Consider the following 23,958-nt stretch of genomic DNA (forward strand, 5'->3'; position numbering starts at 1 on the left):
GGAATCGACAATGCCAGTTGAACACGTCGCGACCTTTCCACACGCCGCAGGCTCTCTCATTTCCATGAAGGGACGTCGATGCTCGGAGCCCCATTCGAGGAATGACGACCATGAAATCGCTTCTGGTGGCTTCGGCCCATGGTGGAACAGGTAGAACGACGGTGGTGTGCCAGTTCGCACACTATCTTCGTCTTGTGCGCGGATTGCGGGTTTTGGTGCTTGATCTGGCCGAGCCGGCATGCAGTGCCATTTCGCTTACACGTGGTGCCAGCGCACGATCGATGAAGTGCGGGGGGCTCAATGTTCGGTCTGACAGGCTGCCGGATACGGCCGGCCCGTGCATTGGCGTGCTTGGTGCGGACGCCATTGCAGGCATCGAGTATCGAGACGATCCGGTCGGCGCGCGCTGCTACGCCAACTTGCGGCACGTACTGTCTCAGGTCGCTCCGTTGTTTGACGTCTGTCTGATCGATAGTCCGCCGTGGCCTGATACGCGAGCCATTTGTGCAGCGGCGCTCGTGGATGCGGTGCTCAGCCCCGTTCTGTTGTCGCTTGACACGCTTGAGCAGGTGGTTGAATTCGTCAATGGCAGCAATGGCGTGCGCAGTGTTCGAGCCCGGCTCAATCCGTCGTTATGCTTTATCGGCATCGTGCCCAACTGCGTCGAGATAGGGCTGCGGCAGCAGACTCGGTTCAAGCGATTCTCGGCGTACATCGAAGCCTGGTTGGTTCCTCACGATCAGAGTTCGCGGGGCCATCTATTTCTACCGCGGCTCAGCACCATTTCGCAGGCCCAGGCGAATGGGATCTCGATCATGAATCTCGTTCAGGCCGATTTGGCAACCGATCAAGAATGGCAGGCCATGCGCGCGTGTTTCGATGTGCTCGCTCGGCGACTCGATTCAGCGAGGGAACCGGCATCACAGTCGGAATCGACCGAGGCCTGCCATGCGTAATTCCATGTTGATTCCGGACGTACGACGAAGCGCCTGGCGCAATGTGGCGTCGCTCATGGTCGTACTTGGCATGTCGGTGGGGTGGCCCGATGTGACGCGGGCGGACGATTGGGGTTGTCAGGTGAGGTTGTGCCTGTCTAATCCAGGCGGCCCGGAACAGTACGCAGAATGCGTGCCGCCAATTGAAAGGCTATGGGCCTCACTGCGAGACGGCGATCCTTTTCCAACCTGTGATCTTGCTACTGCTGGCACGCTGAACGGAACGGCAAGCAACAATGCAGTTTCCGCCCATTATCCCGCGCCGCTGGCAGTGTATCGCCTGCAGCAGGTCGCTCTCTATGGAGAGGGGAATCGATAATGCCGCTCGATTTCTTGTCGCTCATGCACGATTGCGCGCCGCAGATAGCCCCGGCCACGATGGCGGCGATCGTGCGCACCGAATCAGGATTCAATCCCTACGCAATCGGTGTCGTTCACGGGCGGCTGCGACGACAGCCATTGAATGTGGCCGAAGCGGTCGCGACGGTACGCGCGCTGGAGGCAGGCGGCTGGAATTTCAGTGTCGGGCTGGCGCAGGTGAATCGAGCGAACTGGCCGGCCTATGGATTGACCGCCGAGAACACATTCGAGCCTTGTCGAAACTTGGCAGCAGGTGCTGCCATTCTCCACCGCTGTTTTGCCGCGGCGGTGACGACCGGAAAGTTCCACGCAGGGGCTGATTATCACGCTGATATACAGGCTGCGCTACGCGCGAGCCTGTCCTGCTATGCGAGCGGAAATTTCTCGACCGGCTATCAGACGGGTTACGTCCAGCGTGTCGTGGAGAGCGCAGCGGCGCAGGCCTTCCCGGAGCGTTCCGTGCCTGCAATCACATCTATTCCCGTCATACCGATTAATTCTGCAGCGCCAACGCGTGTCCCTCGCTCCGGGCCTGCGGGTGGGCAGCCGTTGCGGCGAGATCGGGATGAGGTGAACACCACTGCGCCAGTTACCGAGGAGCGTCTCAAACCGGACAGCAGCGCAGTGGTGTTCTAACTCGCCGTCGACGAAATAGATAGCGACATACCGAAGGAGTCGAACATGTGCTTAGGATTGCTGTATAAATCGCGGAGATTCGTCAGAATGACTATGCGATTGCTATGCGATCGAAGGGCGCTGCGGGCATTCGCTCTGGCCGTTTCGTCGCTGATGTTAACGGCTCCGGCCCGGGCGCAACTCTCGCAGGTCAACACGCTGCTAAATACGATCCAGACGACGCTGTTGGGTGTCGGGGGTGTGATCTGTTCGATTTCGATCATCTGGGCGGGCTTTCGGATGATGTTCCAGCACGCCCGATTCGGTGATATTGCGAACGTGTTTATCGGCGGCCTGTTCGTCGGTTGCGCGACCGTCATCGCCGGCATGCTGATTCCTTCGAGCTGATCCGGGGGCCCCGAACCATGTATTCGCTCAAGGATCCCGTCTTCAAAGGCTGTACGCGTCCCGCGATGCTCTGGGGTGTGCCGCTGGTGCCTTTCCTGACGGTCAACGGCTGCATGCTGATCCCCGCGATCTGGGCACTGTTGGTCAGCCCTGCGCTGGGTGTCGCGATCCTTTTTTTGATGATTCCGGTGTTCGTCGCGATGCGGGTGACGACGCGCCGTGACGATCAACGGCTTGCACAGCACACGCGACGCGTTCGCATGGCGTTGCGTCAGCGCAATCGCCGCTTCTGGGGCGCACAGGCCTATGTTCCGGTGCGCCTGAAGAGGAGGGGATGACATGGCCCGCCAATCGCACATCGGATCCGTCGCGAGCCGGGAAGTGCCGCTTGCCGGCTATATCCCGTACTCGACACATGTGACCGACCACGTCATCAAGACGCGCGAAGGCGACTACCTACAAGTCTGGAAGATCGCCGGCATTGCGTTCGAGGCAGCCGATCCCGCCGACATCCTCGCGCGGCATGAGGGGTTTAACCAATTTGTGCGCGGACTGGCGGGCGGTCATGTGGCGCTGTGGTCGCATCGTCTGCGCCGACGAGTGTCGGACCGATTCTCGACGCAGTACGGCAACCGCTTCTGCGAGGAACTGGCGACGCGTTACTACGCGAGTTTCGCGGGCTACCGGATGATGGCCAACGAGTTGTATCTGACGGTGGTCTACCGGCCAAACCGCACCCGCCTCGGACGTGTCTTCAGCCGTGTGGCACGCCGCACGCGCGACGATATCCGGCGCGATCAACTCGACGCACTGAAGATGATGTCGGAGCTCGCCGCTCAGGTCGAAGCGAGCCTGAAACCCTATGAACCGGTCGCGCTCGGTGTGTATCGCCGGCCGAGTCCCATTGTGGCCACTTCGCGCCGCTATTCGTCAGCGCTGGAACTGCTGGGCTATCTGGTCAACGGAGTCTGGGAATCTGAGCCCGTACCAGCCGGCACGATTCGCGAGGCGCTGCCGATTTCGCGGCTCTTTGTGGGTGCCGAAAAAATCGAGATTCGCATGCCGACGGCAACGCGGTTCGCGGCGATGCTCGACCTCAAGGATTATCCGGAAGACACCGAACCGGGCATGCTCAATGGCCTGCTGTACGGCGACTTCGAATATATCGAGACGCAGAGCTTCACGATTCTGGATAAACCCACGGCGAAGGAGGCGTTGGAGCGGCAGCGCAATCAGCTTATCGCCGGTGAGGACGTTGCCCTGTCCCAGGTCGACGGCATCGACCGCGCGCTCGATGACCTGATCAACGGAAATTTTGTTCTTGGCGAGTATCACTACTCGCTGGCGGTGCTCGGCGACTCGCTGAATGAAGTGTCTCGAAGCATCGCGAAGGCACGAACGCAACTGGCCGACGCCGGGTTCCAGACGGCATTAATCGATCTCGTGGCTGATGCGGCCTGGTTTGCGCAACTACCGGCCAACTGGCGCTACCGGCCGCGCGAAGCGAAGCTCACGTCGCGCAATTTTTGCGGTCTGGCAAGCCTGCACAACTTCGCGACTGGCAAGCGCGAAGGCAATCCGTGGGGCGAGGCAATCACGATCGTCAAGACACCCAGCGGTCAGCCGCTCTATCTGAACTTTCACGCGACACCGGATAAGCACGACTCACTCGACGAGAAGGCACTCGCCAACACGCAGATCATCGGCCGGGCTGGAGCGGGCAAGACGGTGCTCGAGCTGTTCTTGCTCGCGATGGCGACCAAGTATGACCTTACGGCGGTGCTGTTCGACAAGGATCGCGGCACGGAGATCGCGATTCGTGCGATGGGCGGTACCTATACCGTGTTCCGCCGCGGCGAGCCCACCGGTCTGAATCCGTTCCAGATGGCACCGGATGAGCCGGTGATCGATTTCTGGGAGCGCCTCGTGCGCAAACTCGTCGACGTTGGCGAGACGTTGTCTGCAAAGGACGAACTCGACATCTCACGTGCCGTGCGAGAGGTCGCGCGTATGGACAAGCCACTGCGCCGTCTGTCGATGGTGCGGCAGCTTCTACCGAACGTGGGCGAAAATAGCCTGCATGCTCGGTTGGCCAAATGGTGCGCGGGCGGACGTCTGGGGTGGGTACTCGATAATCCGGCGGATCGTATCGATCTGGCGCACGCGAAACTGTTTGGTTTCGACGACACCGAGCTGCTGGACGATCCCGAGGTGTCGACGCCGGTGACGATGTACCTCCTGCATCGGACCGAAAACCTGATCGACGGCCGACGCTTCATCTATGTGATGACCGAGTTCTGGAAGCGGCTCGGGGACCGAGTCTTCACGGATTTTGCCAAGAACAAACAGAAGACGATTCGCAAGCAGAACGGGCTGGGGATTTTTGATACCCAGTCACCGGCCGACGTATTGCGAAGCGAAATCGCCAGTGCGCTGATCGAGCAGAGTGCGACGTTTTTCTTCCTGCCGAATCCACGTGCCGACTACGACGATTATGTGCATGGCTTCAAGCTGACCGAAGCCGAATTCAATATCGTGCGCAACCTGGGCGAGAGCAGCCGCTTGTTCCTCGTCAAGCAGGGCCATCGCTCCGCGATCGGCCGACTCGATCTCGCAGGGCTTGGCGATGTGCTCGATGTCCTGTCCGGCACGACCGATAATGTCGAGTTGCTCGATGCGATCCGTGCCGAAGTCGGAGATATGCCGAAAGACTGGTTACCCGTTTTTCATGAGCGACTCGCCAAGCGCCGGGCGGCTCATGCGAACTCGCGCTTGTCGCCGACACCCGGGTCGGGAGGTGCGCGATGAGCGGCCTCTTTACCGCCGTGGGCGGCACACTCGAAAACGGCATGTCGACCTACGTGACGGCCGTATCGTCGGCGCTTTCCGGCGCACTCGTGCCGGTTGTGACCACGGGCGTCACGATCTGGGTGCTGGCCTATGGTCTTGCGGTGGTGCGTGGCGAAGCCCACGAGGCGGTGCCGGCCTTTGCCTGGCGCGGGCTGAAAGTGTCGATCACGCTGGCGTTCGCGCTGAGCGCCGGGATCTACCAGCAGCAGGTCGTCACCGCCGTCAACGGCGCGACGACCGGGCTGGCCCAGACCATCCAGAACGCGGCGAACACGACGGGCGGCGGCAACCCGGGATGCGGGTCGGCCAACGGCAGCACCGTGACGGGACAGGGCGCCGCGACCAGCATTTACCAGACGCTCGATTGCTATGACCAACAGGTCGACCTCGTGATGGACGCCTACTTCAACAAGGCGACGCATGAGGGAATCAGTCCGAGCGGTCTGGCCGCCGCGATTGGGGATTTCCTCTGCGGCCTGATTGCTGCGCTCGGTGGGGCCATCTTTTTGATCGTGCTGGCCTTCGAGGTCGTGATGGCGAGGATGCTGCTCGATCTTGTGCTCGGACTAGGCCCGATCTTCATCGCGTGCGCTGCGTTTGCGCCGACTGCACGATTTTTCGAAGCGTGGACCGCGAAGGTTGCCAATTACGCGCTGCTACAGGTTCTGGTTGCTGCCTTCCTCGGTATGGCGCTCACGGCGTTCTCGGCCGATCTCACTTCGTTCCACGTGACGGACGGTTCACCCGGTGCCGATTCGTCAGCCCTGATGCAAGCCGTTTCCGCCTCCCTAGACGATGCCGCCGCAGCGGCGGCCGCGATTGGGCTCTTTGCGACCGGGATGTTCCTCGCGACGGTCGGTTGGCAGTTGCCTTCGGTTGCAGCGGGTTTGTCTGGCGGCGCCACTCTGTCGGGTTTCGGCGCGTTTGTGGCCGGCATGGCATCGCGAAGCCTCGTCACGGCGATTGGGCGGGCGTTCAGCCGTAACGGACGAGGCCCGCCCTCCGGTGGCGAAATTCGTGATCGGACGGGTTCGGGCGGGAGATCTGGGTCAGGCGGCGGCGGGACCCCAGCTTACCAGCGCGCTGCACGCGCGAATTTGGGCCAGCAGGCCGGCTGACCAGGAGGTAATGACCATGAACGGACGAAGCAAATGGATCACTGTCGCATTCGTGTGTGCGGCGCAGTGCTCCGGTGCTCACGCGCAAGGGATCCCGGTTTACGACGCGCAGAGCGTTGTGCAGGCCGTTGCCACCGTGGGCCAACTCAAGCAGCAAGTGCAGCAAGAAATGCAGATCTACCAGTCGACGATCGGCACACGCGGCTTCGGCGCGCTTCTGAGCAATCCGGTCGTCGCCAACTCGTTGCCGTCGAACTGGCAGAGCGTCTATACCGCGATCCAGAACGGCGGCTACGCGGGCCTGACGGGCAGTGCGCAGGCATTGCGCTCGGCCAACCGGATCTACGACTGCGAGGACCAGACTGGGATGGATCAGCAGGTGTGTCGGCGCACGCTCAACAAGCCCTACCAGGACAAGGCGTTCGGCCTGCAGGCATACCAGACCGAGCTGCAGGAGCTGGACCAGATTCAGAGTCTTGCGCAACAGATCAACGCGACGCAGGACCCGAAGGGCGTCGCGGAGTTGCAAGCGCGCATTCAGACCGAATCCACCGCGGTCGGCAACGAGATGACCAAACTGCAGCTCTTTCGCATGCTGGCCGAGACGGAGGACAAGCTCGTAGCCGAGCAGCAAAGTGAACTGGTGCTGAGCCGAGCGGGTAAGACGAACCGGCTCCAGGACCAGATGGTGCCCGCATCATTCGGAAACTGAGGCGACACCATGACCATACTGAGTTCGTTGACGTTTGCCGGGTGCCTCGTCTGGAGTCTTGCCGCCTGCAGTAGTGGGCCACCCAAGCCTGTATTGCCGGACGGCCTGCACCGCGTGCCAGTCAATCGTGTACCGCCCGTGCCTGACGTGCCAACGACCGTGCCGGCTGCTCCGGACCAGCCTGCGTTGCCGGATGCTGGAGATCACTCATGAGCTCGCACAGTTATGGCCGCGTGCTTGACATCGAGGCGTCGCTGACGCACCTGCAGGAGTGCTCCGAGCGTCGTGCATGGCACGTCGCTTACGCTGCAGTTGGTATTGCCGTGCTGAGCACGGTAGCACTCGCAGTGATGGTGCCGTTCTATCGCGTAGTGCCTCTGCCCATCGAGGTCGATCGCCTGACGGGCGAGTCCCAGGTGATCGACGTGCTCGACGCCCGCCATGTGCATACGAAGGAAATCCAGGATAAGCACTGGGTCGAGACTTATGTGCGTGCACGTGAGCGTTATGACTGGGGTCTGCTGCAGATGGACTACGACAGCGTGCTCACGATGAGCGATGACGTCGTCGCTCGCGATTACCGTGGCATCTACAGTGGTCCCGATGCACTGGATCGGCAGTTGGGGGCTGGTGTCGAGCGGCGCATCCGGATTCTCTCGGTCACGCTGCCGCCCGACGAACCCGGCCATGCGGTTGTGCACGTCGAGCGGACGTCGTTCAAGAATGGCGAAGCCCATGCCGAGCCAACCCAGCGTTTCGTGATCACGCTGGCTTATACCTACCGGCCGCCCGTGTTCACGCGTGAGAGTGTGGCGATCGCCAATCCGTTCGGCTTCAAGGTCACAGCCTATAGCCGAGATGCGGAATATACGCCGTCGGCGTCGGCAGTAGGAGGCACACCATGAGAGTGCGTCCGTTCGGCATCGCGCTGGCGAGCCTGCTGTTCGTGGGGGGCGCGAGGGCGGTTGATCTGCCCGGTTGGAACGGCGACTCGCGCGTTCGCCAGGTGATCTATCGAGCCGATGAGGTGGTGCGCGTGGAGGCTCAACGCGGCTTTGCGACGCACATCGCGCTGGGTTCCCACGAGCACATTCAGGTGGTCGCGCCAGGAGATCGAGACGGCTGGCAGGTGGTGGCGAACAAGGGCGATCACGATGTGTACCTGAAACCGCAGCTTGCCGCCCACGATTCGAATCTCGAAATTCGCACCGACCGGCACAGCTACAGCTTTGATCTCGTGGTGCTTCCGCTGAAGTCGAGGTTCGGCAATGACCGCGTGATGTATCGCGTGACTTTCGTCTATCCGGACGAGTTGGCGAAGCGGGCGTCGAGGGAATCGGACGTCGAGTTGGTTGCGAAGCGTCTGGCGCAGCCGGCAGCCGTGCGTAACGCACGGTATTCGATGCAGGTGATGCCGAGCTCCGACGATATCGCACCGACCGCGGCATGGGACGACGGACGTTTTACGTATCTGCGTATCCCGAACAACCGCCGCATGCCGGCGATTTTTCGGGTGGCCGACGACGGTACGGAAAGCGTGGTCGACAAGCACATCGACGGCGACACGATCGTCATACACGAGGTGGCGAAGCGATTCGTGTTGCGGCTCGCACGAGAGGTCGTTGGAATCTGGAATGACGCATACGACATCGACGGCGTGCCGGCTCATGACGGCACGACGGTCAACGGGGTGAAGCGCATTCTGCGGAGCCATCGAGATGAATGACGATACCCCGCACAACGTGATTGAGCCAGACGATGGCTCCGACCGTCAGTCTGAAGGTGGCCAGAACGCGGGCGCATCAAATGCTTCCGCTGATCGCGGTATGCCAGCGTTGGGGCAATACCGTGGTGCACGCCCGCGCGCCTGGTGGTTGACGCCTATCGTGATCGTGCTGATCGTTGGGGCGGGTGCCGTCTGGACCGTACACGGTTTTCTCACGCGGCACGATGCCGAAGCGAAGGCGCGCCGCGATTCGATGGCCGGTACGTCTTCCCAGGGACGCATGTTCAACGATCTGCCCGCGTCGTCGGCCGGTAGCGCAGCCTCGGCCACGGTCCCAGCAAGCGCGGTTGCTGTGCGTCCCGCATCGACTTTGGGTGTGGTCACGCCTGCTCATATCGCACATGCTGCGACACCTCGCAGCTACTACGATGCGCCGCTGCTTGCAACGGGCGGTGGGCAGGAACTCGCGGGTGTGGCGCCAGGCGTGCCGGGGTCGGGTGGTGCACCTTTCCCGCTTACCGCCGGCGGAAACGGTGGTGCAGGCGCGTCAGCTCAAGGTTCGGGGCAGATGGGGGGCGGGCTTGCCCAGGCGCTGATGCCGACTGTGACACCGCGTGTTCAGGCCGGGACGCTCGGCAATCGGAGCCTGATGCTTGCGCAGGGCGCCAAGATCGACTGCGCGGGCGATACGGCGTTTGATTCGACCGAGGCTGGCTTGTCGACCTGCACGGTGACTAAGAACGTGTATTCCGACGATGGCAACGTCGTGCTGATCGAACGAGGATCGCAGATCAACAGCCAGTATCGCTCGAACATGTCTCCGGGACAGAAGCGGGTATTCGTGCTGTCGGCCCGTATCAAGACACCCAACGGTGTCACGGTCGAGATCGATTCGCCGGCGGCCGACGCACTCGGCCGCATGGGCATCGACGGCTACGTGGACAACCACTGGAGTCAGCGCATTGGTGCAGCAATGCTGCTTGGCGTTACCCAGGACGCGATTGGCTATCTGTCGACGCGCGGCGGCAACACCAACGGATCGGTGGTGTTCCAGAGCACACAACAGCAGGGCAACGACATGGCCACGCGCGTGCTCGACAGCACGATCGGTATTCCACCGACGCTCACCCAGAACCAGGGCGCAGAGTTCACGATCGTGATTGCGCGCGATCTCGACTTCGGCTCGGTGTATGCCCTGCAGCCGGAGGGCACACGATGATGACTCACTCGCCCCTGCTGGATGCGTCGCGCGGCGTGGTGCTGGCTCGGTTACCCGAGGACGCATCCGTGCGCGAACTGATGCGACCGTTCGCGCCGCTGCTCGACGATCCCGACGTGACTGAACTGGTGATCAATCGGCCGCAGCGCGTGTTGACCGAGAACTCGGTCGGTTGGCACGGCCACGACTACGCCGATCTCGATTTCGAGCGGCTGATGTCATTCGCGATCTCGGTCGCCACCCTGACCAACCAGGAAGTATCGTCGCAGCATCCGATTCTATCGGCGCTGTTGCCGGACGACGCGCGTATCCAGATCGTGGTTCCGCCGGTCGTGCCGGCGCGGACGGTGTCGGTCACGATCCGCCGCCCGTCCCCAGACGAGAAGACGCTCGATGCGTGTCGCGACGAGGGATTGTTCGATGCGACGGTATGGCGTAGGCCGGACGGGCTCGACTCAGCTTTGGCGGACTTGTCCGCAGAAGACCGCAATCTCGTCCAATGCCTGGAAGAGCATGATTGGGTTCCCTTCTTCGAGCACGCTGTCACGGGAAAACGCAACATCGCGGTGGTCGGCAATACAGGGTCCGGCAAGACCAGTTTCATGAAGACCCTGTGCCGCTCGATTCCTGCGACCGAGCGGATCGTGACGATCGAGGACGTCCGGGAGCTATTCATCCGGCACGTCGAGAACTGCGTGCATCTTCTATACAGCAAGGGCGGGCATGGCCACGCGCAGGTGACGCCCGCGGACCTGATTGCAAGCGCGATGCGCATGCGCCCGGATCGCGTGCTGTTGGCCGAACTGCGCGGTGCCGAAGCCTACGAATTCCTGAAGCTTCTGACGACAGGGCATGCAGGGTCGATCACGAGCTATCACGCGCCCAATGTGACCGTCGCGATCGAGCGATTCGCGCTGATGGCAAAGGAACATCCGGAGGCCGCCGCCTGGGACGATGCCGCACTCAAGAGGCTGCTGTTCCTGACAGTCGATGTCGTCGCGCACATGGAGTCACGTCCGGTGTTCGACGCAGAGGGTGAGCAGACCGGCAGGCGCTGGGGCCTGACCGAAGTCTGGTTCGATCCGGGGCGCAAGGCGCGCACCGCGTTTGTATAGGGGGCGGCCATGGATCATCCATCTTCGCCTTTGCGCCAGCATATTCGGACGGCGGTCGTGACGTTGGTCGCGCTGGCTTGTCTGATGGCGGGACTGGCAGCGTCGCTCTGGTTCGCGTCGTTCCTCCTCTATGCCAGCCTGCGCATTAATCCGCTGCATGCGGGAATGTGGGGCTGGCTCGATGCCGCGCTGACGTGGCGAGACGGGATGATGCCGAGCGTCGGGCGCAAGCTCGTGGGGGCGGCGCTGTTCAGTGTACTCGTGTCCTTGGGTGGTTCGGTATTGGGCTTCCATGCGCTATGGGCGAGCTCGCATCGACGTCGTCTCTATGGCAGTGCGCGGTTTGCGAACGAGTCGGAAATCCGGCAGGCAGGGCTGCTATGACGACGCGTGCCCCTCTCAATACGTCGCCTGCGATTGTCGTGGGGGTATGGCGCGGCCGCTATCTGCGGTTTGCAGGTCAGCAGTTCGTGCTGCTTGCTGCGCCTGCCCGCTCCGGCAAGGGTGTCGGTGTAGTCATCCCGAATCTTCTCACCTTTCCCGATTCGGTGGTGGTGCTCGACATCAAGCAGGAAAACTATGCGGCCACAGCCGGCTTTCGCCGCGCGCATGGGCAGCATGTGTATCTGTTCAATCCGTTTGCCGAAGATGGCCGGACACACCGCTACAACCCGCTGTCGGCGATCTCCGATGGCTTGTTCCGGGTGGGCGACATTCTCGCGATCGGCTATGCACTGTACCCACCCGGCGGCCATGACGACTTCTGGAAAGATCAGGCGCGAAATCTGTTCCTCGGTATCGTGCTTCTGCTGTGCGAATGGCGCGATGCACACCGGGCCGGCAAGGATGCGTCGACTCCCGATTTTCCCGTCACGATGGGCGAAGTGCTGCGGCAGTCGTCGGGCAATGGCATGCCGGTCAAAACCTATTTGCAGCGAGCGCTGGTCCGGCATCGTGGCTTGCTCTCGCAACAATGCGTGGATGCACTGAATCGCTTCCTGTCCAATGACGACAAGGTGCTGGCGAGCGTGTTGGCGACCTTCAATGCGCCGCTGACGATCTGGTCCGACCCGATTGTCGACGCAGCAACGAGCGCGAGCGATTTTGATCCGCGTGATCTGCGGCGCCGACGTATTTCCATCTATATCGGTGTCACGCCCGACCATCTGTCGGAAGCGGCCTTGATCGTGAACCTGCTCTTTTCGCAGATTATCAACCTGAACACGAAGCAACTGCCCGAAGCCGATCCGACACTCAAGTTCCAGTGCCTGCTTTTGTTCGATGAGATGACAGCAATCGGAAAGATCCACATTCTTCCGCGCGCGATTGCCTATATGCCGGGCTTCAACCTGCGCGTGCTGTCGATCGTGCAATCGATCGCGCAATTCGAATCCGTTTACGGGCGATCCGATGCCCGTACCATCATCACGAACCACGCGATGCAGATCCTCTATGCACCGCGCGAGCAGAAGGACGCCAACGAATACTCGGAAATGCTCGGTACGTTCACGGACCAGTCGCGCAGCGTGAGCCGCCCGAACGCATTCTTCGGCGGCCGGGGTGGCTCGAGCGAAAGCGTATCCGAACAGCGTCGGCCGTTGCTGTTGCCCCAGGAGTTGAAGGAACTGGAGCGAGATAAGGAAATCATCTTGCTCGAAAACACCAAGCCGATTTTGGCCGACAAGATTTGCTATTGGCGCGATCCCGAGTTTGCGTCCCGCGTCGTGCCCGCGCCGTCCGTGCCCGCCCTGAACATGGCGCATTTCTCTGCGGTGGTCGAGCGCCGATTGCGTGACCTGCATCCTGTTGAGCTCGACCCGGAGGGCGCGGGGCTCATCCATCTTCCGCACGAGTACCTGGAAGTATTGCAGGCGTGGAATCCGCGTGATCTGCCGACGAACCTCGCAGACATCAGCGAGGAGGAGGCTGTGGCATACGTGGAGCGGCATTTCATGCTGCTGGGTGTGCCGGCAAGCAAGGTTGAGCAGGCGAGACGTTGCCTTAGCGTGAGCGATCTTGATGTGGCTGAACTCGATTTTGTTGAACCGGCGCGCCGGGTGGCCGTGAGCGGTCCGCCCGTCGTGGGAGCCCGGCAATGATACCCAATGTGCTTGATGCGGACCGTGCACGAGCAGCGCTTGCCGTCATTCCGGCTGACGACTACCAGACTTGGGTCGACATGGCGTTCGCGCTCAAGCAAGGATTCGGTGACGAAGGCTTTGAAATCTGGGACGCGTGGAGCCGGACCGCAGCCAACTACAACGAGCGTGCGGCCCGGACCACATGGCGCTCGGCCAGTGCCTCGGGTGGCAAGACACTCGCTACGCTTTTCTGGCAGGCGCGTCAGCACGGCTTCGATCTGAAGCGGGCGAATTATCCGGATCGCACGACCGCGATACTCGCGGCGCCACCCGCGGTGTTGGCTCAGCGCGCACGGCAGGAAGCTCAACTGCACGCCCGTCACGCAGCTGTTGCCCACGAGGCCGCATCGATCTGGCAGTGGGCGAGGCCAGTCGGCCCGGACCATCCCTATCTTGTACGTAAGCGCCTTGAACCTACATACACGCTGCGCGAGCTCGATGCACTTGAACTGCGTGCGCTACTTGGCTACCTGCCGGCCAGTGAGGAAGTACCGCTGAATGGACGTGTTTTGATCGTGCCGGTCTGGAATGGATCGATCTCGACGCTCGAACTGATCGACGAACACGGGCGCAAATCGTCCCTAGCTGGCGGCGCGAAGCGAGGGGGACATTGGACGACGGAGCCGATATGGGTTCCGGCCAGCGCACCCTCGCGGGTTCTAATCGCGGAAGGTATGGCGACGGCTTTGGCGGCTTCAAGAGCCACTGGCTGGTTCGCGACAGCGGCACTGTCTAGCGGGAACCTGGGACTGGTGGCGCAGAGTTTGCGTGAACAGTATCCCGCTACGGAACTGATCGTGCTGGGTGAACTGGGTAGTGGCGAGACGCAGGCGCGGCGGGCGGCGGAAGATGCCAGGGCGCATCTGGTTTGGCCGCGGTTCGCCACAGATGCGCGCATCCACGACCTGGTGCCGAACGACTTCAGCGACATGGTGGTGCTGAGCGGATCTGAAGTGGTCGGTGAATACCTGCGTGCCATGGTGCGTTCTGTTGCAAGGGCAGATGGTCAATCGGAAATCTCCACAGAATCCGGTGTGAGCGTGGGTGAGTTCGATGAGCATGAGGAGAGCGGAAAAATGAGCAACGTCAAGGAAAAACTGCTGGCAGAAGATGACGGCGCGTCGCGTCGTCGGCCCTCAAAGCGCGGTGCACCGAAACAGGCGACGCCGGATGTGTCGGCAACGGATCGTGCATCTGGCTCGGCATCACTCACGGTGGACTCTCCGCCTGACGTTCTGCCGGTTGCGGCGCCATCGGCTGCCGATCTGCCTCGATTTGCGTCGACGCGTCCGCCAATCGGCGAGCCGCTGTTTGGCGTTGGTGACGTTCCAAATGAGGTCAAGGCGCTCGCGGAGCATCGGTTTGGCTCACCGCTGAGGCTAGGCGCGCCGCGCGAAAACGGCGGCCCCTATCGGGGAGAGGTGTTCAACACGGAACACTACCTGATCCAGGAAGTCGCGACACGCAGTGTCGTGTTCCACCGCAAAGATCGGATGACGTTTGTGTCCGACCGTCTGAAATGGATGGATGAAAACTCCCGGCTGAACGGATCCGAGTTGCAAGTGGGTTATGAGGGGGGCCACGCGAAGGTCTATCCGTGGGACCGGGCGCGCGATCTGCTCGAACGTATGGTGGGTTCGCTGAAGAAGTCGGCACGTGAGTTGAATTACAGCCCCAATCTGGAGGCGATGCTCGATCAGTTGCAGGCGAGATCCTGGACGCGCATCCGCGAAGCGCGTGCGGCCGCACTGGAAAAGTCGCGGGAACAGGAAGCGTCGCGCGAAGCCGGTTCAATGCCTGACAGATAAGGCACACCAGGATAGCGTCGACATTCAACGCCGATCTCTAGAATGCGAGGTGCTACATGGCTCTGAGAACTTCCCCGGGCGATGCCGATCCGGTTATCAACGTGATCGAACAGGATTTGCCGATCAACAGTGGCGGACCGGCTACGTCGGACGAACGTCGGAGCAGGCTGGAATCGGCTGCAATAGCTGCCGTATCGGCTCGACGCCGACGTGAGTTCGATGCCGCTCGGGCACGATTGCGGGAGCAGGCAATCCGTGACGATGCCACCACGCTGCAGAGGGCCGAGACGCGATCGCCGAGCGGGGCGCCGGCCGACATGGAAGCGACCAGTATGCCGCTCGACCAACCGCCCGAACGCGTACGCAAGCGCTACTTGCGCGCGGGCAATCAGTATTTCCTGAAGGACGCACCGTATCAGCTCGCGTTCGAAGATTTAGGGCCATACCTCGTCACCGAGCACAACCGGCCGGATGTGGTCGAGTCGATGATTGACATGGTGCACGCGAAATCGTGGCGGCGCATTCGTGTGTCGGGCCACGAGGTGTTTCGTACGGAGGTGTGGTTGCAGGGCACATTGCTTGGCATTGAAGTGAACGGCTACGAGCCGAAAGCGGCAGATCTGGCGCGGCTGGCTGATGCACGGCAGGCAAGGTTGGACAATCGCATCGCGGTGGTCGAGCAGGTCGGGGCGCCAACTGCCACGAGCGCGCCAGCTCGCGCAGATAATCCGGCTATGGTTTCAAGCGCGCCCCGAGTCGACGTAGGCTCGAATGGCGACCCAAACTCTCCATCCACATCGGTCCGTGTGTCGGCATCGGAACCGCCTATTCCTGAAGGCAGCCAGAGTGCTGCAAACGACGAAGCCGATCTCCCGCGGCGATACGTTGGAGAACTGCGTGAGCATGGCGGCGCCCCGTATCAGCACAATCCAGCGCGCAGCGACTCGTACTACGTCGTGTTTCGCGATGTGGCGGGCGTTGATCAGGTGGTGTGGGGTGTCGATCTCGAGCGTGCGGTCCGCGAGGCGAATGCCGAGATCGGGCAGCAGGTGACGCTCGAAAATCTCGGCAAACGGCTTGTCACCGTGCGAATGCCGATCCTGAATGAGGAAGGAAGGGTGATCGGTGAAGAAGAGAAGGCCGTGCATCGCAATACCTGGCAGGTAGAGGTCATGCAGCGGGGCCATGACGTTGCAGTCGCGCAGAAGCCGGACCATCCGCAGGATGGCCACGCCCGATCTACAGATTCTCTCGGTGCTCCAGTCGACGAGGCAGAGCTGCACGGCAATCACGATGCGCGCCATTTGGGCAGCGAACGGGCATTGCATGTCGCCGTGCTGACGGCCGCCATGCGCGAACAGGGTTTCAGCGAGCGCTCCGTTACCCGTGTGCGGCAGCACGCTGAGCGCATGCTCGAGGCATTCCAGCGCGAGGGCGTTCCAGTCCCGACGCCGAAAGTATTCGATCCGAACGCGCCATCGGGGCGGGATCGTCGCAAGCATCACGCGCCCGAACGCACGCCTGCCCGCGGGATCGAGCGCACGCCAGCCGAGCCGTCGCCGTCATCACCGTCTCGCTGAGGCAAGTCGTGGTCGTGCGCGAGCGCTTGTGCGTCGAACTTGGGGCAATCAGGTTGCGCTGGGACGCCTGGTGTGCTCGCCGAGGTGTGACGGCGGGCGAAGGCGTGCGTCAGTTGATCGCAACGGCCATCCGTGACGATGCGGACGGCGAATCCGGCACGACTATGTGGCGCTTGCCTCGACCGATCGTTGGGGAGCGGCATCATCGCATCGAAATTCGACTGACGAGTGCGGAGTTGAATGCGGTTGAACGATGCGCCACAGCAATGGGCCTGCGCAGTAATCGCTGGATCGTGTCGCTGGTTCGGGCACAATTGACCCGGGAACCGCAGTTGGGCGAGCGCGAGTTGAATGCGCTATTCGAATCGAACCGGCGACTTGCTGAGATCGGCCGGTTGTTGGGTCAACTCGCACGCGCCGACGAAACCGAGCCAGTGCGTCGAGATTTGGTGTCCGAATGGGCGGAATTGCGAAAGCGTGTTGACGAACACCTGCGTACGGCGGCCGCGATCATGCGCGCGAACCTCGATCGATGGAGCCGCTGACATGCCATACCCGAAAATCTACATCGACGCGATGCTCGTGAACTGGGGTGACCGCCTATTTCATGATCCGCTACGACATGCGCAAGCGTCGCGGCTCTCACATGTGGGCATTCGCGACGCTGCCGCTCGCATGCGCGCGCAGGTCGCCCGCACGCTGGGGCGCTCCCCGGAAGTCATGGTCAAGATCACCAACAAGGCGGCGAGTGCGCAGGGCATGGGAGCGGTACGCCGACATCTGCGCTATATCTCTCGTAACGGCCGGATCGAACTGGAGGATCAGAACGGTGACCGTATTGAAGGCAAGGATGCGGTGAGCGATCTCGTGAAGACCTGGCAACTCGGCGGGTGGGGCATCCCCGAGACCAGCAAGCGCCGCGAGACTTTCAACATCCTGCTGTCTATGCCACCGGGAACGGATCGGAAAGCAGTGCGCGATGCGGCACGAGATTTCGCGGCACTTGAGTTCGGCGACGGCAGGGCATACGTTTTCGCCGCGCACAATGACGAAGCGCATCCGCATGTGCATCTGAGCGTACAGGTACGTGGTCCGGACGGCCATCGCCTGAATCCCCGCCATAAGGATCTTCAGCGATGGCGTGAGCGTTTTGCGGAGAAGCTGCGTGAGCACGGTGTCGAGGCAAATGCGACGCCTCGGCGGGTTCGCGGCGTGGCGCAGCGCTACCCGAAGCAGCCCGTCGTCCATATGGTTGCGCGTGGCGAAACGCCGAGGTACTGGAAATCAATGCCGACCGATGCTCAGCGCGATGCGGTATGGGTCGCGCAAGGTGGAGTATTTACCGCCTGGCGAGAAATTGCGTACGCAATGGCGAGGTCGGGTGTCCGCGAGGATCGCGCGATGGCCATTGAAATGGCGTACTTCGTTGGGTCCATGCCGGTGCAACGAGATCGACCAATGGTAGGACGTGTGCCGGATGACAGGAGCGAGATGCCGGATCGTCAGCTGCCAGATACCTTCGAGCGTTCAGGCGACGCCAGGCAGGATGTGGAACGTTGACGGTCAGGGCGACGATGGCTGTCGTTATCATGCCGCGGATCGACAGCTATCGTACTTGCGAGCCAAATCCCGGGTGTATGGAAAGTTCGCGCCTGGTTGGGTACGCGGCGCCTTTTTTGCCACATGCGACGCGGTCTTCTACGCTGGACCCCGGATAATCCGTCGGCCGCCGGTTGGCGGCAAGCTTGAACAGTGCCGAGGATATTGCCCGTTGTGTCGCGACTTGAGACTGCCATCTCAAGTCGCGGGGTTCATTCGCGATCGAAAAACCACGCTGGCCCGACCTTGAATGTCAGGGCGAGCAGAAACAGGAACGTGATCGCGAGAAGCGGGATGCCGTAGATTGCCACCGGAAAAAACAGCACAAGCTGCAGGATCGACCCGGGAATGCCGAAAATGGGCGCCGTGTTCCTGACGTTTTCGTAGATCAACCGGACGACTACCGCAAGCCCCATGGTCATGAGAGCGAGGCCCGTCCACGTCGGTTCGTGATGCAGTAGTGCGGTTCCCCATCCGACGTATCCCCACCATGTGAGATTGATACCGACTGCGGCAAGCCAAAACCCACGTGCCGTGAAGAAGCTGTAACCGTACTGGTGTCGCGAGTGACGACTAAAAAGCTGAATGCCTTTTGCAATCGCGATGACGGTACCAAAGATGATCGCGAGTTTGAGAAATTCCACGGGATATTCCTCCAGACTGTCGCCCCGATCAGGATGCCCCCTTTGCCGACATGAAGGGCTCCGCGGGGAAATGTGATGTGTCGACTGTCCCTCCTTCCAATATAGACTGCTACGCCGTGAACGAGCGATCTCGACTTCGAAAAATTCAGCAGGTCGAACGTGGGACATGGGATCGGACGTGATTTTTCGAGGAGCATCGCAATGGTGCCAAAAATCGGCGCAAGCCTATCCTGCCGTCCTTTGTCTTTTGTCCTTTCATCTTGCCGTTTGTCAAATACCACGCGCGACGCGGTGTGCTCATGCAGAAAGATTGAGCGGTGGCTGCAAAAAGACGCGTCCACGGCGCGAGGGAAGGGTGCACGTCTCGCGCAACAAGACGATCCGCATGTAAGCAAAAAACCGCAGACAGCACGGGTTGCGTCATGTCAATCCTTTGGCCAGGTGACGTAGAAAAACGAAGTGTTGTGAGCGACATGAGCGATCGGATCCGTCATACACGGTGCAACGGAAACGACTGATTGAACACGTGACAGCATCAGTGCGAGCACGAACTCAACCAGTAGGCAGCAGCACGGATGCGGAGCAATTCGCATCGGTCGAATACAGAGGCTCGCTCCACGATCTTCGCTCACGTGATCAGATTCATCCGATTCCAATTGTCGTTTTCTACTTAAGGCATCGTCGATCGCGAGTTCGTGTTGCCTCGGCGCGACGACAAAAAATATTTTGTGATGCCGTGCAATTCCGGCCCATTCTTGTGCGATCCGATGTGCGAAGTTCGGCTCGTTTTCGGGCATTGACGGCCATCTCTACCATAAGCAAGATGGTATTAAGGCAGTGTGTCGAGGGGGATCATGCCGGTCGTAAAGCACTATACCCAAGCGCAATGGGACGCGGTAGCTCGCCGTCTCGACGCGCTGCCACCAAAGCCTGCACACGAGCATCATGTCACTGTGCGTGAGGCGGTGAATGCAATGCGGCCGCAGATCAACGGCGCGCAACAGAAGGGCTACACATTCGAAGAAATCGTTCAGCAACTGGCAGAAGAGGGCGTCGACATCAGCGCCAGCACTTTGCGCTACGCGATGCAGCGCGTAGCGAAAGATCACAAGGCCGGGCATGTAGAAAGAGCCGCCTCGCCGGGTCAGGTTACTGCGTCACCGCGAATCAAGAAGCCGAAGCAAATGAGACCACCGACTGTCGATCAAACAGAGAATCGAGACCGAAAGGATAGACGAAGGGCGACGACCAATTCGGGGGGCATGTTGATTCAGGATGCATTCTCGTTCGAGATTGCGCCGGACACCGAGAACCTGTAGAGGATGCGTATGGCGACGACTTACCCAATCTATCTGGTGGGCGGCAGCAAGGGCGGTGTGGGCAAGAGCTTTGTCTCGCTCGCGTTGGCCGACTACCTCCAGCGCCGTGATTTTCCTGTCGCGCTGGTCGAAACCGATACGTCCAATCCCGATGTGATGAAAGCGATTCAGGACGAGGTACCGTGCGTTGCCTACAGCCTGGACGAAGCCGAAGGCTGGATCGGTCTGGTCAACTTCATTGACGAACGCCGGGACGCAGCCATTGTTGTCAACACGGCGGCGCGCAGCCAAACGGGGATTACCCGTTTTGGCGCGACACTTGCCAGTACGCTCGGCGAACTGAGGCGCGAACTCGTCGTCCTGTGGGTGATCAACCGGCAGCGCGACAGTTTGGAACTGCTGCGCGCGTTCAGTCCGACATTTCCCGAGGCGACGATCCATGTCGTGCGCAACGGTTATTTCGGCACGCCGGACAAGTTCACGCTGTATCAGGCGTCGCAATTGCGCAAAACGATCGAAGCACGGGGACGCACACTCGACTTCCCGGATCTGGCGGATCGCGTCGCAGACGAACTGCGTAGTCAGCGGATGTCGATTCGCGTCGCGTCGGAGACGATGCACATCGGCGAGCGCGCAGAACTGCTGCGCTGGCGAGCGCAGTGCGACATGATCTTCTCGACCATGATCGATAACGCCGGTACCGATGATGAGCCGTAGGCGGCCAGTCGAGCCACTGATCCGCCTGTTTCAGGAGGTATCCGGCGAGGTTCCGGACGACACGAGTCTGGCCCGGATGCGCCGGGTATCGGGCGTCCTGAATCTACAGGACAACGACGCGCTCTGGTCCATCATCGCGGTGCTCGAATACTACGCGCGTCTGTATGAGGCAATGCCGGAGCGTATTCGATGGGCAAGCGAGGGCAGTCTCGAAGCGGCTCGGCGGGAAATCGGTGGCGCGAACGATGCGTTGATGCAACAACACCGCAGCGCGCTTGAGCGATGCAAGGCGACTATCACGGTGGCGGAGAACCTGATTCAGGAGCATGAGGCGCGGTACCGGGAAGCGTTGGCGAATCTCAATGAGGCGACACTGACAGCGCTCAGCGCGCGGCTGACCAGTCAGGTTGTGCGCTCGACCGGCAATCGGATGATCGGTGCGGCGGCAATTTCGGGGCGCGAACAGCGTGAGCGGCTGGATGAGACGATCGGCCGGTTCGAGAAAGTGGTGGACATGCTGGTGACGGCGATGGAACGACGTTTTGTACGTGCGATGCGGTGTCTATGGTTGGCGAGCGCAACGGTCCTCTGCTTGATGTTGCTGGTTGCGAGTGGTTGGGGGGACGGGCGGTCAGGGCACCACCCGTCGGGTACGGTTAGCCAAGCGGCGCAGGGCAGGTCAGTAAACGGCAGGCCCTGAAGTGCGCTGCCGTCTGCTCTGTCGCGCTCTGAGGCACGGTGGCCATGCTACTCGGTGCGCGAGTCAGCTTGCGCCGAGTTCAGCGTATTGGTAGTTGGGAAGGGCCACGGCGGCTGCCCGGTGCGGGTAGCGGAAGGCGCTTGCGTGCTAACCGTGTTGTTGACGTGCCTGTCGCCATCGCCAGTATCCGGCTTAGCATCAGCATCGTCGTCGCCCTCTGCAGCGCCGCCATCTTCCCCGGTACCGGCGTCGTCCTCATCCTCATCCTCATCCTCGTTGTCCTCGCGGACAGCCCACGACGGCATGGCCGGGGTGTCGCGGTCGGTGAGGATTTCCGGGAGCCATACGACGTTGGCGAGGCGCAGTTCGGCGGCGGCAGCGGCGTCGGCCTTTTTCATCTTTGCGAGATCGGCGGCCACCTTCGGCGACACGGCGGCAGACACGACCTCGGCGATGCGAGCCTTGCTGACATGATCGAAATACGTGGCGCGAGTTGCCTTCCAGTACTTGGTCATATCGACGTTCAGCGCATCCGCGAGCGCATTGACGGCAAGCGGCTTTTCCTCGCCCGCGACGCCGTCGAGCAGCGTACCGGTACAAAAGGCGAGCAGATCGCGCAGCGTCGTGCCGGGGTCTTGCTGGATTAGCCAAGGGAGCAGGTCAGAACGTTTTGCCGGCAGTTCCTCGATCCACCGCGCGCGCTGCCCTTCGAGAGCGTTCCATGCTGGGCTCTCGGGTAGGTCGTCCGCCGAGCGCAGAAGACTATCGCGATTGTTGTTTCCAGAGAGTGCCAGATAGCGCGGTGCGCAGGCGTGGCCGTAGCACTCGGGCACTGCTTGCGGAATTAAGTGCTGCAGCAGGGCAGCGATCGCCACGGAGGGCTGCGCAATCAGTTCCGCGTGGATGGCGGCGGTGCGATGCGCGGTGAGCCGCTGACAGAGCGTCGCGCTGTGGACTGGCTTGATCTTCGCTGGGGCGTCCGCCGTATCCGGCCCGTCGGCGGCGGGTGTGCCGCTCACGGCCGCGCCTGCTGCATCGAGTGCCGCGCTGTCCTCGCGCCGCACCAGACCGCGTTCGATGACCAGTTCGCCCTGCGGGCCGACGATCACAAACGCACCGGCCTCGGCCATCTGTGATGCGTCCCATGCGATGGCACGGCTTTCGAGCGCGCGGATTGCGGCTTCCACCTGATCGCTTTCGGCATCGAGGCGTCCGGCTTCGTCATAGGCGTCCTCGTCGTCCTCCGCCAATGCATCGAGCTTGTTGCTCAGTTCGGTCTGCTGCGCGGTGAGTGCGTCGAGTTCGCGTTGCTCCTCGTCGGTGTAGGGACGATGGACAGGGCGCAGTCTGCCGTAACGGTTCAGTTCCAGCACGTCGCGTTCGACACGCGTTTCCGTCCAACCCCAACCTTCGGCACGCAGTGTTTCGGCCGCTGCGTCGAGTTTCTGTGCGGCAAGGTTCTGCAGCAGGTCGGCATCGGTAATATAGCCCGCATACTCGTCGTCGCTGAAGAGGTCCCGGCGCACGTAACCGCCCGCTGCCTCATAGGCGGCGAGGCCGACGAAGCGCACGAGGCGGCTTCGGCTCGCATCGATCTCGGCTCGGGTGATTGCCTGCCGCAGATAGTGCGGTTGACGTTGCCACTCGTTGGCCTCGAACCACAGATGTTCCTGCGTGTCGTGATCGTCCGCGAGCGCGAGTGCGGCAAGCTGGTCGAGCGTGATTGCATCCTCGCGCAGCAGCGCCAGTAGCTTGGGCGACACGTTGGCGAGCTTCATACGCCGTTTGACGGTAATGGGCGACGCTGAAAAGAGCGCGGCGATGTAATCGACGCTGCGACCTTCGTCGGCCAGCATCCGATACGCACGCAACACATCGAATGGGTCAAGTCCTTCGCGCTCGCTGTTCTCGATCAGCGATATGGCGAGCGCTTCGCCTTCGCTGACGATGCGTACCGGTACCGGATAGTCGGCGGCGATGTGCTTCTGCTCGAACAGCAGATCGAGCGCGGCTTCGCGTCGCTGACCCGCGCACACGCCATATTTGCGGTGCTTTCCGCGCGCCCCCTTGATTTCGTGGACTACGAGGTTTTGCAACAAACCTTTGGCGCGAACGTTGGCGGCCAGTCCATCGATGCCGGATGGCGGCTTCGTGCGCACATTCAATGGTGAGCGTTGCAGACTGGAATACGGCACCGTCACGACCGGCTGCTCATTGCCGAAGTTCGTTTCGAGCGCGGCGGCCGCTGCGGCGGCAGATGTGACGGTTTCAACAGATTGGGCTTGCATGATCGGCTCCTGATAGTAGGAAGGAAGATGCCGGGTCAGTAAGG

The 23,958-nt window shown here is 61.5% G+C and carries 22 protein-coding genes; 20 read left to right on the forward strand and 2 right to left on the reverse strand.

Features of this window, described 5'->3' with window-relative positions; genetic code table 11:
- The first annotated feature begins 110 nt into the window (after window positions 1–110).
- The 17 genes from DPV79_RS19005 to DPV79_RS19095 all read left to right on the forward strand — a co-directional run bounded on the left by DPV79_RS19005 (window position 111) and on the right by DPV79_RS19095 (window position 18,207).
- Entirely contained in the window at window positions 111–956 is an 846-nt protein-coding gene (locus DPV79_RS19005; protein ID WP_165843532.1) for a ParA family protein, read from the forward strand.
- A gap of 357 nt (window positions 957–1,313) precedes the next feature.
- Window positions 1,314–1,991: a lytic transglycosylase domain-containing protein gene (locus DPV79_RS19015; RefSeq protein ID WP_113046164.1), complete on the forward strand. Its 678-nt coding sequence runs from the start codon at window positions 1,314–1,316 to the stop codon at window positions 1,989–1,991.
- A gap of 93 nt (window positions 1,992–2,084) precedes the next feature.
- The gene (locus tag DPV79_RS19020) at window positions 2,085–2,378 is read left to right on the forward strand and encodes a TrbC/VirB2 family protein (RefSeq protein WP_244321776.1); all 294 of its coding nucleotides are present in this window, start codon (window positions 2,085–2,087) and stop codon (window positions 2,376–2,378) included.
- Window positions 2,379–2,395: 17 nt separating this feature from the next.
- A complete protein-coding gene (locus tag DPV79_RS19025; protein ID WP_113046166.1) occupies window positions 2,396–2,716 on the forward strand; it encodes a VirB3 family type IV secretion system protein in 321 nt (106 codons plus the stop codon).
- Window position 2,717: 1 nt separating this feature from the next.
- The gene (locus DPV79_RS19030) at window positions 2,718–5,186 is read left to right on the forward strand and encodes a VirB4 family type IV secretion/conjugal transfer ATPase (protein WP_113046167.1); all 2,469 of its coding nucleotides are present in this window, start codon (window positions 2,718–2,720) and stop codon (window positions 5,184–5,186) included.
- Window positions 5,183–6,346, forward strand: a complete 1,164-nt coding sequence (locus DPV79_RS19035) for a TrbL/VirB6 family protein (RefSeq protein WP_113046168.1) — start codon at window positions 5,183–5,185, stop codon at window positions 6,344–6,346. Before DPV79_RS19030 ends, DPV79_RS19035 begins: the two co-directional genes overlap by 4 nt.
- Before the next feature lie 16 nt (window positions 6,347–6,362).
- Complete coding sequence (gene virB5, locus DPV79_RS19040) at window positions 6,363–7,058, forward strand: P-type DNA transfer protein VirB5 (RefSeq protein WP_113046206.1); 696 nt, start codon at window positions 6,363–6,365, stop codon at window positions 7,056–7,058.
- A gap of 209 nt (window positions 7,059–7,267) precedes the next feature.
- Window positions 7,268–7,963, forward strand: coding sequence for a VirB8 family type IV secretion system protein (locus DPV79_RS19050; RefSeq protein WP_113046170.1), 696 nt, complete (start codon window positions 7,268–7,270; stop codon window positions 7,961–7,963).
- Window positions 7,960–8,784, forward strand: a complete 825-nt coding sequence (locus DPV79_RS19055) for a TrbG/VirB9 family P-type conjugative transfer protein (RefSeq protein ID WP_113046171.1) — start codon at window positions 7,960–7,962, stop codon at window positions 8,782–8,784. The genes DPV79_RS19050 and DPV79_RS19055 overlap by 4 nt, the downstream gene beginning before the upstream one ends.
- Window positions 8,777–10,003, forward strand: coding sequence for a type IV secretion system protein VirB10 (gene virB10, locus DPV79_RS19060; protein WP_113046172.1), 1,227 nt, complete (start codon window positions 8,777–8,779; stop codon window positions 10,001–10,003). The genes DPV79_RS19055 and virB10 overlap by 8 nt, the downstream gene beginning before the upstream one ends.
- Window positions 10,000–11,118, forward strand: a complete 1,119-nt coding sequence (virB11, locus tag DPV79_RS19065) for a P-type DNA transfer ATPase VirB11 (RefSeq protein WP_113046173.1) — start codon at window positions 10,000–10,002, stop codon at window positions 11,116–11,118. Before virB10 ends, virB11 begins: the two co-directional genes overlap by 4 nt.
- A gap of 9 nt (window positions 11,119–11,127) precedes the next feature.
- Window positions 11,128–11,502 (forward strand): hypothetical protein, encoded by a 375-nt coding sequence (locus tag DPV79_RS19070; RefSeq protein WP_113046174.1) that lies wholly within the window; start codon window positions 11,128–11,130, stop codon window positions 11,500–11,502.
- Window positions 11,499–13,217 carry a type IV secretory system conjugative DNA transfer family protein gene (locus DPV79_RS19075; protein WP_113046175.1) on the forward strand — a complete coding sequence of 573 codons (1,719 nt, stop codon included), beginning with the start codon at window positions 11,499–11,501 and terminating at the stop codon, window positions 13,215–13,217. Before DPV79_RS19070 ends, DPV79_RS19075 begins: the two co-directional genes overlap by 4 nt.
- Window positions 13,214–15,067 (forward strand): PriCT-2 domain-containing protein, encoded by a 1,854-nt coding sequence (locus tag DPV79_RS19080; RefSeq protein WP_113046176.1) that lies wholly within the window; start codon window positions 13,214–13,216, stop codon window positions 15,065–15,067. The genes DPV79_RS19075 and DPV79_RS19080 overlap by 4 nt, the downstream gene beginning before the upstream one ends.
- A 56-nt stretch (window positions 15,068–15,123) precedes the next feature.
- Window positions 15,124–16,647: an LPD7 domain-containing protein gene (locus tag DPV79_RS19085; protein ID WP_113046177.1), complete on the forward strand. Its 1,524-nt coding sequence runs from the start codon at window positions 15,124–15,126 to the stop codon at window positions 16,645–16,647.
- A gap of 8 nt (window positions 16,648–16,655) precedes the next feature.
- A complete protein-coding gene (locus DPV79_RS19090; RefSeq protein ID WP_113046178.1) occupies window positions 16,656–17,192 on the forward strand; it encodes a plasmid stabilization protein in 537 nt (178 codons plus the stop codon).
- Window position 17,193: 1 nt separating this feature from the next.
- Complete coding sequence (locus DPV79_RS19095) at window positions 17,194–18,207, forward strand: relaxase/mobilization nuclease domain-containing protein (RefSeq protein ID WP_113046179.1); 1,014 nt, start codon at window positions 17,194–17,196, stop codon at window positions 18,205–18,207.
- A gap of 251 nt (window positions 18,208–18,458) precedes the next feature.
- On the opposite strand, the gene DPV79_RS19100 is transcribed toward DPV79_RS19095, so the two are convergent.
- Window positions 18,459–18,890 (reverse strand): hypothetical protein, encoded by a 432-nt coding sequence (locus DPV79_RS19100; RefSeq protein ID WP_113046180.1) that lies wholly within the window; start codon window positions 18,888–18,890, stop codon window positions 18,459–18,461.
- Window positions 18,891–19,744: 854 nt separating this feature from the next.
- Between DPV79_RS19100 and DPV79_RS19105 the strand changes: the two genes are divergently transcribed.
- Genes DPV79_RS19105 through DPV79_RS19115 form a run of 3 tightly spaced genes read left to right on the forward strand, consistent with a single transcriptional unit; the run spans window position 19,745 to window position 21,626 of the window.
- Entirely contained in the window at window positions 19,745–20,209 is a 465-nt protein-coding gene (locus tag DPV79_RS19105; RefSeq protein WP_113046181.1) for a hypothetical protein, read from the forward strand.
- A gap of 9 nt (window positions 20,210–20,218) precedes the next feature.
- Window positions 20,219–20,926, forward strand: coding sequence for a nucleotide-binding protein (locus DPV79_RS19110; protein ID WP_425267361.1), 708 nt, complete (start codon window positions 20,219–20,221; stop codon window positions 20,924–20,926).
- The gene (locus tag DPV79_RS19115) at window positions 20,913–21,626 is read left to right on the forward strand and encodes a hypothetical protein (RefSeq protein ID WP_208866732.1); all 714 of its coding nucleotides are present in this window, start codon (window positions 20,913–20,915) and stop codon (window positions 21,624–21,626) included. Before DPV79_RS19110 ends, DPV79_RS19115 begins: the two co-directional genes overlap by 14 nt.
- Window positions 21,627–21,673: 47 nt before the next feature.
- On the opposite strand, the gene DPV79_RS19120 is transcribed toward DPV79_RS19115, so the two are convergent.
- The gene (locus tag DPV79_RS19120) at window positions 21,674–23,914 is read right to left on the reverse strand and encodes a ParB/Srx family N-terminal domain-containing protein (RefSeq protein ID WP_113046183.1); all 2,241 of its coding nucleotides are present in this window, start codon (window positions 23,912–23,914) and stop codon (window positions 21,674–21,676) included.
- Between the last annotated feature and the right edge of the window lie 44 nt (window positions 23,915–23,958).

The organism is Burkholderia reimsis (genome assembly GCF_003294055.1).
Lineage (GTDB): Bacteria > Pseudomonadota > Gammaproteobacteria > Burkholderiales > Burkholderiaceae > Burkholderia > Burkholderia cepacia.